This window comes from Limosilactobacillus mucosae (genome assembly GCF_046939755.1).
GTDB lineage: Bacteria > Bacillota > Bacilli > Lactobacillales > Lactobacillaceae > Limosilactobacillus > Limosilactobacillus mucosae_A.
In genome coordinates this window covers 1-16,420 of the sequence record NZ_JBKZAY010000010.1, presented here as the reverse complement: position 1 = coordinate 16,420, position 16,420 = coordinate 1, and the positions used below count along the sequence as shown (strand labels likewise).

Sequence of the window (16,420 nt, the reverse complement as noted above, 5' to 3'; positions counted from 1 at the left end):
TTACTTCGTGCCGTAAATGTCCCAAGCAGCTTTTTGGGCACCCTTGTAGGTCTTTTGAATTACCTTCTTGGTTTCTTCAGTTTGGTATGCCTTAACGACCTTCTTGTAGACTGGATTATCCTTGTCCTTTTCCTGAACGGCAATAATGTTTACGTAAGGCTTGGCTTTCTTGTTGATTGGTTCCATGTAAAGCGAGTCCTTGCCTGGCTTCAATTTAGCTGAAACAGCGTAGTTTCCGTTGATTACCGCGGCATCAACTGAACTCAGCGCCCGAGCAGCCGTTGCCGGGTCAACTTCTTTAAACTTCAGATTCTTAGGGTTGCTCGTAATGTCATTCAATGACGGCTTGATGCCGCTGCTCTTTTTAACCTTGATCAAACCGGCCGACTGCAGCATGTTCAAGCCACGGCCCAAAGTAGTAGGTTCGTTTGGAATGGCGATCGTGGCCCCATCCGGCAGATCCTTAAGTGAGCTGTATTTCTTTGAGTACAGGCCCAATGGCGAGATCACCGTATTACCAATGCTTACCAAATGCGCGTTTTGTGACTTGTTGTAAGATTCAAAATAATACTTGGTCAAGCAGGAGTGCATATCAATCTTGCCATCTTTCAAGGCCTTGTCTGGTTGAACGTAATCATCAAAGACCACGTATTCAATATTGATCCCCTGCTTTTTCAGCCGCGCCTTAACATTATTCCAAACGGGCTCTGAATCCGTACCGACCAACCCTAATCGCACCGTGGTCGTCTTAGGCTTTGCCGTTCGCTTATAGATTAGGCCAATCGCACCGGCAGCAATGACCACTAATGCAATAATGGCAATAATCCAGTTTCGACGTCGCTTTTTTCTCATAATGTCCTCCTTAGTGCTGCTAAAAAATAAAAACGCCCCTAAAAACAGCTTTGCAGCTGCTTTTAGGGACGCCTGACAGTCATGTTCAGCGTGTTACCACCCTTATTCAAGAATGCATCACGGCATTCTCCTCGGCAAGTTCTCGATCAATCGAAAACCCCGACTTTGATAACGGCGTCACCCCGTGATACGCTCACCAATGGCTCACATACCAAACCGCTCCAAGACCATCTTCACTGGCTGTGACCGATCGCTTCCCACCATTAACGACTCTCTAAGCGGCCTTTACCAGATACTCATCTTTTCTCAGCACTTTTTAACTTAATTTTCATAAAGTATCTTAACTGAATCGACGACGACTGTCAACAAGAATCTCAAAAAATTTTAATCTATTATAAGCAAAAACCTTCAACATCAATCGGAAATCGACAGTGCCAAACAGCCAAATTCACCAGCGATTGCCGATTCTCAGCTTGGCAACACTAACTTTAGGATGGCTGACCTCATCAGTTTCTAAAAAGCACCGCCGCGGATTGCAGCGATGCTTTTTCTTAATCAGTTATCTTCATCGGCCATTATCGAAATCACGTTCAACTCGGTAAATCTGGTAGTAAATGGTGCCATCCGCAGCCCGGCAACCCGTTTTTCAATGGCCTGCTGCAGACTGACCGGAACATGCATAAACTGCAGATCCCGTACTTGCGCGTACTGATTCTCCCGGTTGACCAGCAGCAACGTCGCGCTGTCTTCGGTATAGCGAATCAGTCCCAAGACTTCATTACCGGCAATCATAATCCCTGTCTGCCCTTCTTTTAGCGATTCGCATTCTTGGCGGATATCTGCCCAGTAGTACACTGTCTTTTGCAGCTCGGCGTTTTCATGCCCCCATGGGAAATAACGCCGATTATCAGGATCTTTGCCACCTTCCACACCGGCCTCATCACCATAATAGACACATGGAATTCCCGGCAGGTTAAATAGTAGAGCAAACGCTATCTTTACCAGCGGCACGCTTTGATTCAAAACGGTCAGGATGCGCTCGGTATCATGTGTTCCCAGGTTATTCAGACAATCAAGCAGGAAATTGCGCGGATAGTTTTCTACCAGCGTCAATAAGTCTTCACCAGCTTTAATCAAATCACAATGACCGTTCAGCAAACTGATTACCCACTGGCGCAGCGGATAGTTCATTGTGCCATACAGATTGTCGCCGCTGACATAGGGACGCCGATGACCATAGCTGACCTTGCTGGAGGCATCCTCCCAGACTTCGCCAATCAGAATGCGATCATCATAACGGTCCAGGTTATGCCGAATTTCTCGCAGAAAGTCATCTGGCAACTCATCAGCAACGTCTAGCCGCCAGCCATCAACCCCCAGATCATTCCATTTAGTCAAGACACTGCCCCGTTCACCATAAATGAACTGCTGGTAGCTGGGATTATCCTTATTGACCGTCGGCAGATCATCAACTCCCCACCAACAGTCATATTGATCCGGATAATGCTTGAAGTTAAACCATTCGTAATAAGAGCTGTTTTTATCATTAGCTGCTCCAGTTTGCTCGCCGTAGAGATGACCGGCATTGAAATAGCGGCTGTTTTTGCCCACATGATTGAAGACGCCATCCAAGATCAGATGCATATCGTTTTCATGCAGCATCGTGACCAGCATTTTAAAGTCTTCTTCAGTGCCCAGCATTGGGTCGACTTTCAAGTAGTCATTGGTATCATAGCGATGATTGCTTGAAGCCTCAAAAATCGGGTTCAAATAAAGCGCGGTTACGCCTAATCGTTTAAGATAGGGAAGTTTAGCGATGATACCACGTAGATTGCCGCCATAAAAATCCCAGCGCGCAATTTTGTGGTTCTCATCATAGATATACATCGGCCGATCATCAGTAGTGGCGTACAAAAACGTATTTGGCTTCTTGCCGTCAATCTCACCATGCGGATTGCCGTTTGCAAACCGATCCGGAAAAATCTGGTAAAAAACCGCATTGCGATACCATTCCGGTCGCGGTACCTGCCGATCGTAACAGGTCAGCTGAAATGGCTCAACCTTGCTGATATCCGTGGTTTCTTTACCCAAACCGCCATGCAGATGTCCCAAGTAGAGCGCGGCATCATTTTCGCGGCGCACTCGGAAATAATAGTGGTATAAGCCGGAAGTCGTAATCTTGATCTCACCAGTATATTTGTCTGACTCATCTTCATCTTGAGTCAGCGGGTAAAAAACCGTGTTCTCATCCAGCTTGGTCACGCCAACCGCGACCTGCGTAACATTTTGGCAGTCAACCCTAACGCTGAACTGAACATTATTACCGGCCTGCAGTGCCCCAAAAGGCTGCTTGAACTCCAGCTGCCAGGCATTGTAATGGATCTGCCCCAAAGCAGTCCCCCCTTACTTGTTTGGCGTCAGTTTCCAAACATCATCAACGTAGCGGTCAATCGTCAAATCAGATGAGAAGTGGCCAGCATTGGCAGTGTTGATCAGACTCATCTGGGCCCAGTGCTTAGGGTTACGGTAGGCTTGATCAACCTTGTCTTGAGCTTCAAGGTAGGATTCAAAGTCGCGCAGCACAAAGAACTGATCGCCATTATACTGAACCAGCGATTCAAAAATCTCGCGGCCTTCCATGCTGATGTTTGGAATCGTGCCATCAACAAATGCATCCACGACACGATGAATAACCGGATCGTTCTCATAGTACTCGCTGGCATGATATGAATTATCGGCATAGTAGCGGTAGACTTCCTGTGATGAGAGCCCAAACGTAAAGATATTGTCATCACCAACATAATCATGAATCTCAATGTTGGCGCCATCCATCGTAGCTACAGTCAAAGCACCATTGGCCATCAGTTTCATGTTGCTGGTTCCGGATGCTTCCTTTGAGGCCAGCGAGATCTGTTCAGAAACATCGGCAGCTGGAATAATCCGATCAGCCAATGAAACGTTATAGTTTTCCAAGAAGACGACCTTGAGCTTATCGTGAATATCGGGATCGTTGTTGACCAGGTTAGCAACTTCATTGATGCACTTGATCACGGCTTTAGCATATTGATAGCTTGGTGCTGCCTTGGCGCCAAAGATGAAGACGCGTGGGTAGATGTCGGCATTTGGATTGGCTTTTAGATCCTGATAGAGCTTGACGATGCGCAGCAAATTCAGCAGTTGACGCTTGTAGGCATGCAGCCGCTTGATCTGAACGTCAAAGATTGCTTTTGATGAAACCTCGATTCCGGTCTGCTGCTTGATAAACTTGGCCAGATCGCGCTTGTTAGCCTGCTTGGCGGCAATCAGCTGATCCAAGACCTTGTTGTTGCTCCGGTACTTCAACAGTTTTTCCAATTCAAGCGGATTCTCGCGCCAGTCAGTACCGATTTCCTGATCCAAAATAGCGGCCAGCCGCGGATTGTCAATAGCCATCCAGCGCCGCAGCGTTACTCCATTGGTCTTGTTGTTAAAGCGTTCGGGGTAAAGCCGATAGAAGTCGTGCAGTACCTCTTTTTTCAGCAGCTCAGTGTGCAGCTTGGCGACCCCATTGATGCTGTGGGAACCAATGATTGCCAAGTGTGCCATGTGAACCTGATTGTTGGCAATGATGCGCGTACGGTTGATGAAGTTCTGATCGTATTTGCCTTCTAACGACAGGACAAAGCGTCGATCGATTTCTTGAATGATCTGCAGCACCCGTGGTACTTCCTGCTGCATCATATTGATATCCCAACGCTCCATCGCTTCAGCCATAATCGTATGGTTGGTGTAGCTCATGACATTGACCGTAACTCGCCAGGCGTCTTCCCAGCCCAGCCCATGTTCATCCATCAAAAGGCGCATCAATTCAGCAATCGCCATGGACGGGTGCGTATCGTTGATGTGCACGGCAACGTATTGATCAAGCTTGGTTAAAGGCTGGTCATACTTGGCCAGATAATGATTGACGATACTCTGCAGACCAGCCGAGACAAAGAAGTATTCTTGCCGAATCCGCATCCGCCGGCCATCCTCAGTTGAGTCGTCAGGATAAAGCACGCTGGTCAGATCTTCAACGCGACGCAGATCATCAATCGTCCGGTACTTGCTTTCTTCGTCTTCAGGAATCTCAGCATCCCAAAGCCGCAGCGTGTTGACCACACCATTTTCATAGCCAACCATCCCGGTATCATATGGTACGGCCTTAACCAGCTGCGAGCCTTCATATACCGGCTTCAGTTGGCCATTTTGCGGCTGCAGGTAAACCTGACCGCCAAAACGAACCAGCACTGAATGCGTTTCGCGGCGTTCTTCCCAGACATTGCCTTCATTCAGCCAATTGTTCGGCAGCTCAACTTGATAGCCGTCAATGAATTTCTGCTTAAACAGTCCATACTTGTAGCGAATCCCGTTCCCATTGCCAGCATAGCCATCGCTGGCCAATGCATCCATAAACGATGAGGCCAAGCGTCCCAAGCCGCCATTGCCAAGCGCCATGTCGTTTTCTTGTTCGACGATCTTTTCAAAATCAACGCCCAGATCTTTCATGCCGTCTTTAACGATGTCCAGCCAGCCCATGTTGAACAGATTGCTTTGCAGCATCCGGCCAGGCAGAAATTCAATCGAGAAATAGTACAGCTGCTTTTTATGCTGCTGATCATAGCTGCGCCAGGTATGATGCCAGTTTTGGTTATAGGCTGACTTCACCATGCCTGCCAAGACCTTGTACATGTCAAAATATGAGGCCTCGTCAATATCCAGCGCCAGATCATCTTTTAAATGCCGCTTAAAATCCTGCTTAAACTGTGATTTTGTTAAACTCAAATTTCTATCCCCTCTCAGTTTTTCACAATCAAAAACTAAAACAGTGATTTATACATATCCAGGTAGGCCTGGCTCTGCTTGTCCCAGCTAAAGTCCTTGGCCATTGCGTTTTGCATCAGATGACGCCAGACTTTCGGCTGCTGATAGGTTGCCATGGCCTCTTTAATGGCCTCCATCATGTAAAAGCCACTAAACTGTTCAAAGCCAAAGCCTGTCCCTGCGTTGGTGATTGGATTATATGGCTCGACGCTGTCTTTTAGCCCCCCAATCTGGTGAACGATTGGCAGCGTACCATAGCGCATTGAAATCATCTGCGAAAGTCCGCATGGCTCAAATCCAGACGGCATCAAGAACATGTCAGCGCCTGCGTAGATGCGTTGCGCCAGACCAACGTCAAACTCAATCTTGGCGCCAAACTTATCATGATGAACGCCGTTGAACCAGCGGAAATCGTGTTCAAAATTGGCATAGCCGGTTCCCAGCAGCACGACTTGGACATCAAATTTCATCAGATTTTCCATTTCGTTAACGACCAGCTGGAAGCCCTTTTGATAGGTCAAACGACTGACGATCCCAATCAATGGTACGTCTGGACGCTGCGGCAGGCCAAACTCTTTTTGCAGAGCCGCCTTGTCTTTGGCCTTGCCCTTGAGATCATTGGCTGAATAGTTGGCAGCCAGATTATGATCGGTTGCCGGGTTGTTGACGTCATAGTCGATCCCGTTCAGAATTCCGCACAGCTTAAAGTTTTCCATGCGCAACACCTCATCCAGGTGACAGCCGAATTCAGGTGTCTGAATCTCAGCGGCATAACTTGGGCTAACCGTGTTGACCCGATCAGCATACAGGATTCCGGCCTTCATGAAATTAACCGCCGTCCCGTAGCGAACCGTGCCATCGTCATAGCGTGCTGGCGACATGCCAAACAATTCGGTCATGACCTGACGACCATACTCACCTTGAAATTCCAGATTATGAATCGTCAAAACCGTCTTAATGTGATGATATGGTCCGACCCAGCCATACTTTTCTTTAAGCAGGAACGGCATAAACGCCGTGTGATAGTCATTACAGTTCAAAACGTCCGGTACCCAGTTATAGCGGCCCATCAATTCACAGGCTGCTTGCTGAAACCACGCGAACCGCTCACCATCATCATAGTAGCCGTAAAGTTTCGGCCGATCAAAGTAGTAGCGGTTGTCTAAAAACATGTAGCGCACGCCGTCTTGGTAGAGTGTTTCAACACCACAGTATTCGGTCCGCCAGCCAACCTTGACCTCAAATGAGCCCCAGCTTTCCATTTTTTCTTGAAATTTGCCTGGCATCCAACGCCACAGCGGCAAAACCACCCGCACCTCATGTCCTTTTTTGGCAAGGGCTTTCGGGAGCGCGCCGACCACGTCACCCAGGCCGCCGCTCTTAAAGAAAGGGGCACATTCCGCAGCCGCAAACATAATTTTCATAATTAATTCGCCTCTTCTTCCGTACTGCTCAAATTAGCCTCAACCCGGGTGCCTTTTGGTACTACCAAAATGTTGTCAGGGGTGCCGACAATTTTGACACCCGGTTTGACGACCACGTTTTTGTCCAGAATTGCCCAATGAACCTCGGCATCATGGCCGATGCGTCCATTAGGCATCACGATCGAATTCGTTACGACCGCCTTAGGATCAACGACTGAGCGCCGCGAAATCAAGCTGTCGGTAACCGTCCCATAAATATCGCAGCCGGTTGCCAGATGACTGTTCTTTACCTTGGCGTGCCGGTCATAGTAGGTAGCAACCTCATTGCGCGTTCGGGTGATGATGCGCTGATTGGTATAGAGCAGCTCGTTCATCTTGTTGGAGTCAAGCATGTCCTTATTAGCCTGATAATAGCTTGGCAGGTCGTAGATGTTCTGTAGATAGCCAACGTATTCATAACCGCCTGCCAAACCCGGCTTAGGCAGCTGCTCTTTTAAAAAGTCATCCAACTGAGCCGGGGCATCCATCTGCTGACCTTTGCGCAGCGCGTCGATCAGCCAGCGCGTATCAGCAATGTAGACATTCATTGACAGGTTGAAGATACCGGTTTGATCAGAAAGCTTGGCAAACTCATCGCAGGTAATAACGTTGCCTAGGCTGTCAAAACTTAAGATGTTGTCGTAAGCAGCAATCTCATTGGCATCTGTTCGACTGTAGATCACCGTCAGCGGCTTATCGGTCTGCTTGTGAATCTTTAAGGCCGCCCGCAGATTCAGATTGCAAAGCATCCGCGTTCCCATGATGACCGTATAGGCAGTATGCGATTTCTCTAAAAACTCAATCGTATTGTTGAAGTACTTTTCGCCAGCCGCCTTTTTGTTTTCACTATCTTGGAAATAATTGACGTATTGATAGGAGCCAATTGCATCCAGGCCCCATTCCCGACCGCCGCCCAGGTGATCAAAAACGGATCGTACCTTGTCTTCGTCTTCAATCAGCTGCACGTTGCGAATCCCAGCGCTAACGACACTGGACAGTTCAAAATCGATCAAGCGGTACTTGCAGTCAAAAAACAGCGTGCCCAGCGGCCGTTCATTGGTTAGCGGCTTTAAGGCATCATCATTGAGCTCGTCGACAATGATCGCACACATTTGATTATTCTTCATTTGAAGTTCCCCCTAACGTTTCACCATTACCGACTACCGCAATGTCATCATCGCCGCCATCAATCGTAACGCCATCGCCAATCACGGCATTCTCGCCAATAATCGCTCGCCGAATCGTAACGTCGCGACCGATGCTGGCCCCAGGCATGATCATGCTGTCAATTATCTGACTGCCTTCCTTAACACGGACATTGGCTGACAGAATACTGTGCTGAATCTTACCCGCCACGTAACAGCCATCAACGATCATTGACTGTGCGACCTCCGCCGTGTCAGTCAGCATCTGCGGTGGCGCCAGTGGGCTGCGGGAATTGATCCGCCAGCTGCGATCCTGCATGTTAAGCCCATTGTTTGGCTCCAGGAATTCCATATTGGCCTGCCAAAGCGACATAATCGTCCCAACATCTCGCCAATAGCCGGAGAAACGATAGGCATAGACCGGCTCGCCACTGTCCAGGTAGTATGGAATCACGTTTTTGCCAAAGTCGAGCATATTATCGTTTTTGGTAAAGTTGTTGACCAAAACCTCGCGCAACCGAGCCCAGTTAAAAATATAGATCCCCATCGAGGCATGATTGCTCTTTGGTTCGGCCGGTTTTTCCACGAACTCGGTAATTCGATCATGATCATCAGTATTCATAATTCCAAAACGGGAAGCATCTTCCCATGGTACGTCAATCACAGCTACCGTCAAAGAAGCACCGTTGTCAATATGCTGCTGAAGCATGTCGCTGTAGTCCATCTTATAGATATGATCGCCTGACAGGACCAACAGATACTTTGGATTGATGCTGTCAATATAGTCAATGTTTTGATAAATAGCATGCGCCGTTCCAGCAAACCACTTACTGCCGTCTGGACTGGAATATGGCTGCAGAATCGTTACGCCAGAGTCCAAGCGATCCAATCCCCAGCTGGCCCCATTACCAATGTGCCGATCCAAAACCAGTGGCTGATACTGCGTGATTACGCCAATATTACGAATGCCTGAGTTGACGCAGTTGCTCATCGTAAAGTCAATGATCCGATAACGGCCGCCAAATGGTACGGCAGGCTTGGCTTGATTCTGCGTCAGTTTGCCCAAGCGAGTTCCCTTACCGCCGGCCAATACAATCCCTAACATTTCATCATTCATGATCATGGATGGTGGGCTCCATCCAACACCCCTTTCTATTTGCTCCCCGCTTGCTGCTGTTTTTTATTGGTTGACTTAACTTCTTTCCTTTTACGCGGCTGTGGCTTACGGCGCGTAATTCTGACATCCTTGCCGGGTTTTAGAATCAAGGCCCCCAATGCTGGTACCGTGGTTTCAATCGTATATTCGTATTCCTTAAACGAGTCAGGTTTGGTATGACAATCAACATTATGCTTAGTCCAAGTACCACCAAACTCTTTCATTTCAGTATTGAGAATCTCATGATAGGTACCCGCGTAAGGAACACCGATCTTAAAGCCGCGCCTTTCAACCGGCGTGTAGTTCAGAATCACGATCAGAAAATCACGCTTGCGCTTACCATGCCGAATATAGCTCAAAACCGTCTGATCCTTGTTGTCGGCATCAATGATCTCTAAGCCGCTGTCTTTAGTATCCAGTTCCCAAAGCGACGGGTTGTCATGATACAGGCCGTTTAAAACCGCGGTAAAGTGCTGCATCGTCTGGTTTAATGGATCTTTTAGGTCAACCCATTCCAGTGGCGCATCATATTTCCATTCGAGATACTGACCAAACTCGCCGCCCATAAACAGCAGTTTTTTACCTGGATGCGTCATCTGCCAGACATACAGATTCCGCAGCTGAGCAAACTGCTTATAGCGATCGCCCCACATTTTGTTCATCAGACTGCGCTTACCATGAACCACCTCATCATGCGACAGCGGCAAAATAAAGTTTTCCGCCAGTCGATACATAAATGAAAAGGTCAGTTTATGGAAGTCAAAGCTGCGGTAAATTGGATCCTCACTGTAAAAGTCCAGCGTATCGTTCATCCAGCCCATGTTCCACTTATAGTCAAAGCCCAGCGCACCATCCTCGATTCGACCGGAAACCTGTACGCCAGCTGAACTTTCCTCCGCAATCCATAAAGACTCGGGATGCTCCAGCTTGATGGCTTTAGTCGCCTTATGCAAAAAGTCATAGCCCTCAAGGTTGCGTGTATCGCCATACTTATTCGGCTTCCAGGGTCCAAAATCATAGTCCAGGTAGATGATGCTGGAAATTGCGTCGGCCCGAATACCGTCAACGTGATAGGCATTCAGCCAAAACAGCGCGCTGGAAATCAAAAATGACTGTACCTGCGGCTTGCCCAGATCAAAGTTCAAAGCACCCCAACCGATGTTTTTAGCTCGATCGGCATCCTCATATTCAAACGTTGGCGTGCCATCATAATAAGCCAAGGCATCATCATTGATATTAAAATGGCCAGGTACCCAGTCAACAATCACCCCAATGTTGGCCTGGTGACAGCTTTCAACAAATTCTTGAAACTGCTCGGGAGTACCATAGCTGGAACAAAGGGCGTAAAAACCGATAATCTGATACCCCCAGGATGCTGGCAGCGGATGTTCCATTAATGGCATAAACTCAACATGGCTATAGTGCATCTTTTTTAGATAGGGAATCAGCTCACGCGTCAAATCGCTAAAATCATAAGGAGTACCGTCTTCATGAAAGCGCCATGAACCGGCATGCACCTCGTAAATATTAAGCGGACGATTAAAATGGTGTTCGCGTTTCTGCCTTCCTCGCCATAAGCCGTCCTTCCATTTTCGATTGGGAAAGTCGATGATGCGAGCTGCTACACCAGGCCGCTGTTCAAAACAGACCGCGAAAGGATCGATTTTCATGATTTCGCGGCCTGTACTCTGTTTGATATTAAACTTGTAGAGCTGACCAGCCCGCGCTTGACGGGTAAAAAGGCTCCAAATACCATATTGATTCTTTTGCATTGGCAACGAATGCTCGTCCCACTGATTGAAGTCACCAACCAGCCAAACCTGCTGAGCATGCGGTGCCCAGACGCGAAAAACGAATCCCTCGCCTTCCGGACGTTTTTCCCGATGAACGCCTAGAACATCTTGGGCACGATAATTAGAGCCATCGACAAAGGCCTGCAGCGAGGCTGACAAATCCTTTTCACTCAGCATTTGATCACCCCTTTATAAATACAAATGTAAGTTTCGTGCATAAAACAGCTAATTTATTAGCAAAAAGCAATTTTTATTAATTATTAGAGACAAATTAATCAACGATTCTTTTCAAAAAATGAAATTTCGTTTACTGCTTTTACTAACTAAAGTATAAAACTACTTAGCGCTTTCAACAACACGAACTTAGTTAAATCTGTAGCATATTATTAATAATCTAATACAAATTTAGCAAATCGTTTCAAAAAAATGTTTTATTGAGCAATATCTGCACGACTAATTGTAATTTTGACAATAGCTATTTTTAATCGTTCGTTTTAGATTAATATTTCTTAATCGTTTTGGTTCGTTCCATTTATAAAAATACATCGCTCCATAATTCAAACTTGGATATGATCAATTAAAAAATGGTCGCTTGTTCAGCCAGTTGAAAATTTTCAGCCCTTGATCATCATCAAAAAAACACCACGCCTGCAGCTACTCTTTGACAGCGTTTACATTAAAGAGTAATAAAAAAGCCCGAGACGAACTCGGGCACCTGTAATGCAGATCTCTGTAGGCCATGTTTTGTCGTAATGCTGTCACCAGGTCATGACAACATCGAGGCAATCATCTATCTCAGAGTAAAAACTCTCCCCTGGAATCACTTCAATTCGCTATCCAAAGCTCCCCTACCGTAGTTTGGGTTTACCGCTTGAGGGGTTTACCGCGTTCCACCAACACTGTTTCCAATGTTGCTTCGTCACTGTGGCACTTTTCAGGGATACTGGGGCGTAGCTTGCGCCTTAGCCGGTTTTCCCGCCGTCACCGAGCGAACTCGGTGCCCCGCCTTATTTTTTCAGCGAGCACAAACACTACAGACATCGCAGTCTGTGCGAGCATGGACCTTCCTGACATGATGCATGATCATGCCCGATCGCCCAAGACCTGCATTAATTTTTTCAATTTAATTTGCGGACTAGAGCAAATGAGAATCGTCACGGTCGTTGCTGTTCAGCTGTGAGCCGAAAACCCGCCGTTCCAGATTCGAAAGTCGTTTCAAAATGTCCATATTGGTTGCATTTGAAACAGGCTGCGAGCTTGCTGAACGTGGAATGGAAGAACCAACCTCCACCTGCCGATTAAGCTCATCAACCTTGGACCGCAAGCGAGCGTTCTCGTCTTGAAGTCGGGTAATTTCTTTATTAAAAGTGTCATAGTCCTTGATAACATCATCGAGGAAAGAATCTACATCAGAAACGTCGTAACCTTTACCGATGCTTTTTTCTTTGAACTGTTTTTGCAAAATATCTTGCGGTGTAAACTTAATGCCATCCAACTTAAACACCTCATTGCTTATTTAATCCGTAATACATTAATTAATTTTACCAGACTCAAAAATTATTTCAAGAGTCAATTTTTAATTTTATTCTTCATCTGTTTCTCGCAGACGCTCACTGTATTCTTCAGCAGCTTCTTGGAGTTCATCAAAATCAATCATTCTCATTGAATAATCACTATTCTGCTCACGATAGCGATTAATAGCACGCCAATCCCAAACCGTTTTACCTTCATGCTCGGAATCATAGATTAAAAGCGCACCGTCCGTGTAATGGAGCATAAAGTTTTGATAGGCGCGCAATTGTTCCGGCGACTCATATTTTTTCTCGCTGACTCGGCCGGCAAAATCAACCTGGGCCTTAACTGCTGCCAAACGGGCCTGGTTATTTTCATTCCAGCGCGCGGCAAAATCGGCATACGGCTCCATTAAGGCAATCTTTAGCTGCGGATAGTCGTCTTTGATTGCCAGCGCGCTTTCGATACTCCAACGCTCAACGCCCATTTGCGGTCCCGTAATCAGCCAAAACTCCTCAGACGTGCTGTCCAATTGATAGCAAAGCTCCTTTTGCAGTACCTCTTTAATTACCGCGACTTTGGGATCCTTCTCATCAAAGACGCCCAGTTCATATGCCCGATAACCCGTCGTCCACAATCTTTTCATTTAAGCATGTTCCTTTCCAAATTTTGTTAACAATTAATTTTATTGTATGGATTTAACCGGTTTTTTTCGTACTCTGGTATAATAACACCTAGTTAAGGGAGGAAAAACTGATGAGCATTCATTACCCAAGTGGTCAAAAGCCACTCGCTGTTCACGAACGGCCGCAGTCGCGATCCGTTGCGCTGCGTTCATCCTATGCTCAGCGCGGAATGTCATTGGAAGCTGAAATCAATGCCAGCAATCAGTATTACCTGGCAAACCACATTGCCGTAATTCATAAAAAACCAACCCCTGTTCAATTGGTCAAGGTTGATTATCCTAAAAGAAGTGCCGCCGTTATCCGCGAAGCCTACTTCAAACAGCCTTCAACCACTGATTACAATGGCATCTATAAAGGATGGTACATTGATTTTGACGCCAAGGAAACCCGCAATAAAGCCTCTTTTCCATTAAAGAACTTTCATGAGCATCAGATTCGTCATATGCGTGAGTGTGTTGATCAGGGTGGAATTTGTTTTGCCTTAATCAGATTTGTCGAACTCGATCAAATGTATGTCTTTCCAGCCACCAGCCTGTTTGAATATTGGCAACGGCAGCTGCATGGCGGACGCAAATCAATTCCCTTGACCGCTATTATTCAAGACGGCTATCCAGTTCAGTATGGCCTAAAGCCGCGCCTGCACTATCTGGCCGCGGTTGACCAGCTGATTGCCGCCAAAAAGCACTAATTTTAAAGGAGTAAGCAATGAACAACCAATCAAGGCCGAGTCGTTCCAGTCAACGGTCCGGCAAAAAAAAGGCTGGTCACGGCAGCATTGTCAAGCGTGTGCTGCTGTGGATCCTGGGACTGTTGGTTTTAATGGTCGTTGCCGGGGCATGTGTATTTTTCTACTACGCATCCAGCGCACCCAAGATCAGTCGCAATCAATTGGCCAGCCAGACCACTACCACGATTTATGACGCCGATAATAACGTCATTTCACGCTTGGGCGCACAAAAGCGTGAATATGCAAGCAGCAGTGAGATTCCAGGTACGCTGAAAAACGCGGTCGTTGCTATTGAAGACCGGCGTTTCTACAAGCATCATGGGGTTGATCCAGTTCGAATCATGGGAGCTGCCGTCGCCGACATTACCCATCGCTCAAGTGGCATGCAGGGGGGCAGTACCCTAACGCAGCAGTTGGTCAAGCTTTCTGTTTTCTCAACTTCTGATGCCGACCGCACGCTTAAGCGCAAGGCTCAAGAAGCATGGCTGGCCATCAACGTTGAACGGCATTTTTCCAAGTCGCAGATTCTGGGCTTTTATATCAATAAAGTCTACATGGGCAATGGGGTCTATGGGATGAAGACGGCTGCCCAGTATTACTATGGCAAGGATCTAAAAGAGCTTAACCTGGCCCAGTTGGCGATGCTGGCCGGAATCCCCCAGTCGCCAACCTACTATAACCCAACGACTGGCAATGCCAAATACGCGACCCAAAGACGCAACCAAGTTCTGGATGCCATGGTCCGCAGCAAGTACGTCTCACAAAGTCAGGCCGATGCCGCTAAGAAAGTCAGCATCAAAGAAGGACTTGATCCTAACCATGGCAACACTTCCGATAATTCCGTCCAGGTCAAGGAAAAAGTAGTTGATTCCTATGTCAAGGAAGTTCTGTCGCAGCTGGAGGCTAAGGGATACAACCCTTACACGGACGGCTTAAAGGTGCACACCAATCTTGACTTGAGCGCTCAAAAGCACCTGTACAATGCCGCTAACAACTCGGTAGCCTTCCAAAGCGACAAGATGCAGACTGGGGTCGCCGTCGTTGATCCCAACAATGGTCAGATCATCGCAATGCTTGGAGGCCGCAAGACTGGCAATGTTGTTTATGGTCTTAACCGTGCCGTTCAGACTGACCGTTCATCTGGTTCGACTGTGAAGCCTTTGATGGACTATGGCCCAGCTATCCAATACCTTCAATGGCCAACCTATAAGTCCGTTGAAGATACCAAGTTCGTCTACCCTGGTACCAACAAGGTTCTGCACGACTTTGACAACCAATACAAGGGTACGATGACAATGCGCGAGGCTCTGGTTCAATCCAGAAACGTTCCTGCCATTCGAACGCTGCAAACGGTCGGCATTTCGCGGGCTACCAAGTTCCTCAAAGGTGTGGGCATTTCCCAATCCAAAGCCTACACGCTGCAAAACGGGATTGGCATTTATGTATCGCCACTGCAGATTGCTGCTGCCTACGCGGCTTTTGCTAATGGCGGTACCTACTACAAGCCATACTACATCAGCTCAATCACTACGCAGGATGGTAATACCATTACCTACTCGCCAAGCGGCAAACGGGCCATGAGCAAAGCGACCGCCTACATGATCACTGACATGCTCAAAGGCGTCTTTACCGGTCAAGGGAGTGCCACTAAGGCTAACCTTTCTGGCGTCTACCAAGCCGGCAAGACTGGTTCGACGGATTATCCAACCTCCAGCCATCCGGATGGTGAAATGGATTCCTGGATGGCCGGCTACACTAAGAACTATTCAATTGCCATCTGGACGGGCTATGATCATCCAATGCAGGCCGGCAGCGGGATTACCAAAGCCTACCAGACAACGGCGCAATTGCTGTACAAGGATCTGATGCAGTATCTTGACAGTAAGAATCACGCTACGAACTGGTCAATGCCAAGCACGGTTGAAGCCGTTACGGTAAACGGTACGCGTCAGCTGGTTATCAAAGATTCCAAATGGGCTCTAGGCGTAACCAGCAGCTCGGCATTGTCATCCAGCTCCAGCAGTTCTGCTAGTTCCAGTTCCAGCTCATCATCATCATCATCCAATTCGAACTCAGAATCTAATTCATCAAGTTCCAGTTCCAGCGCTGCCAGTTCTTCTAGCGAAAGCTCATCAAGTGCTTCCAGTGTCGCCAGCTCGGCTCCGGCAGCTTCCAGCTCAGCTCAACAGCCAGCTCAGCAGCCACAGCCAGCCGCTGGTCAATAATTCAATATCGCAAAAAAGA

11 protein-coding genes, 1 other RNA gene and 1 other annotated feature are annotated in these 16,420 nt (G+C 47.4%); of the genes, 2 read left to right on the top strand and 10 right to left on the bottom strand.

The window, feature by feature from the left end; genetic code table 11:
- The 10 genes from ACLUWI_RS04865 to ACLUWI_RS04820 all read right to left on the bottom strand — a co-directional run bounded on the left by ACLUWI_RS04865 (position 1) and on the right by ACLUWI_RS04820 (position 13,409).
- Complete coding sequence (locus tag ACLUWI_RS04865) at positions 1-852, bottom strand: MetQ/NlpA family ABC transporter substrate-binding protein (protein WP_412146392.1); 852 nt, start codon at positions 850-852, stop codon at positions 1-3.
- A gap of 61 nt (positions 853-913) precedes the next feature.
- Positions 914-1,169 (bottom strand) — a binding site (T-box leader).
- Between the two features lie 238 nt (positions 1,170-1,407).
- Positions 1,408-3,243, bottom strand: coding sequence for a glycoside hydrolase family 13 protein (locus ACLUWI_RS04860; RefSeq protein ID WP_412146391.1), 1,836 nt, complete (start codon positions 3,241-3,243; stop codon positions 1,408-1,410).
- A 12-nt stretch (positions 3,244-3,255) separates the two neighbouring features.
- On the bottom strand, positions 3,256-5,655 hold the full coding sequence (locus tag ACLUWI_RS04855; RefSeq protein WP_412146390.1) for a glycogen/starch/alpha-glucan phosphorylase: 2,400 nt from the start codon (positions 5,653-5,655) through the stop codon (positions 3,256-3,258).
- A 35-nt stretch (positions 5,656-5,690) separates the two neighbouring features.
- Positions 5,691-7,118 (bottom strand): glycogen synthase GlgA, encoded by a 1,428-nt coding sequence (glgA, locus tag ACLUWI_RS04850; RefSeq protein ID WP_412146389.1) that lies wholly within the window; start codon positions 7,116-7,118, stop codon positions 5,691-5,693.
- A gap of 2 nt (positions 7,119-7,120) precedes the next feature.
- On the bottom strand, positions 7,121-8,284 hold the full coding sequence (gene glgD / locus ACLUWI_RS04845; RefSeq protein WP_412146388.1) for a glucose-1-phosphate adenylyltransferase subunit GlgD: 1,164 nt from the start codon (positions 8,282-8,284) through the stop codon (positions 7,121-7,123).
- A complete protein-coding gene (locus ACLUWI_RS04840; protein ID WP_412146423.1) occupies positions 8,274-9,419 on the bottom strand; it encodes a glucose-1-phosphate adenylyltransferase in 1,146 nt (381 codons plus the stop codon). Before ACLUWI_RS04840 ends, glgD begins: the two co-directional genes overlap by 11 nt.
- A gap of 35 nt (positions 9,420-9,454) precedes the next feature.
- The gene (glgB, locus tag ACLUWI_RS04835) at positions 9,455-11,428 is read right to left on the bottom strand and encodes a 1,4-alpha-glucan branching protein GlgB (RefSeq protein ID WP_412146387.1); all 1,974 of its coding nucleotides are present in this window, start codon (positions 11,426-11,428) and stop codon (positions 9,455-9,457) included.
- A gap of 551 nt (positions 11,429-11,979) precedes the next feature.
- An RNA gene (gene rnpB / locus ACLUWI_RS04830) (RNase P RNA component class B) lies at positions 11,980-12,356 on the bottom strand.
- Between the two features lie 30 nt (positions 12,357-12,386).
- On the bottom strand, positions 12,387-12,746 hold the full coding sequence (gene gpsB / locus ACLUWI_RS04825) for a cell division regulator GpsB (protein ID WP_180363161.1): 360 nt from the start codon (positions 12,744-12,746) through the stop codon (positions 12,387-12,389).
- An 87-nt stretch (positions 12,747-12,833) separates the two neighbouring features.
- A complete protein-coding gene (locus tag ACLUWI_RS04820; protein ID WP_412146386.1) occupies positions 12,834-13,409 on the bottom strand; it encodes a DUF1273 domain-containing protein in 576 nt (191 codons plus the stop codon).
- A gap of 110 nt (positions 13,410-13,519) precedes the next feature.
- On the opposite strand from ACLUWI_RS04820, the gene recU reads away from it, so the two are divergent.
- Together recU and ACLUWI_RS04810 are read left to right on the top strand one after the other, a co-directional pair.
- Positions 13,520-14,137, top strand: a complete 618-nt coding sequence (gene recU, locus ACLUWI_RS04815) for a Holliday junction resolvase RecU (RefSeq protein ID WP_412146385.1) — start codon at positions 13,520-13,522, stop codon at positions 14,135-14,137.
- Positions 14,138-14,154: 17 nt separating this feature from the next.
- Positions 14,155-16,401, top strand: a complete 2,247-nt coding sequence (locus tag ACLUWI_RS04810; RefSeq protein ID WP_412146384.1) for a PBP1A family penicillin-binding protein — start codon at positions 14,155-14,157, stop codon at positions 16,399-16,401.
- The last annotated feature ends 19 nt before the right edge of the window (positions 16,402-16,420 follow it).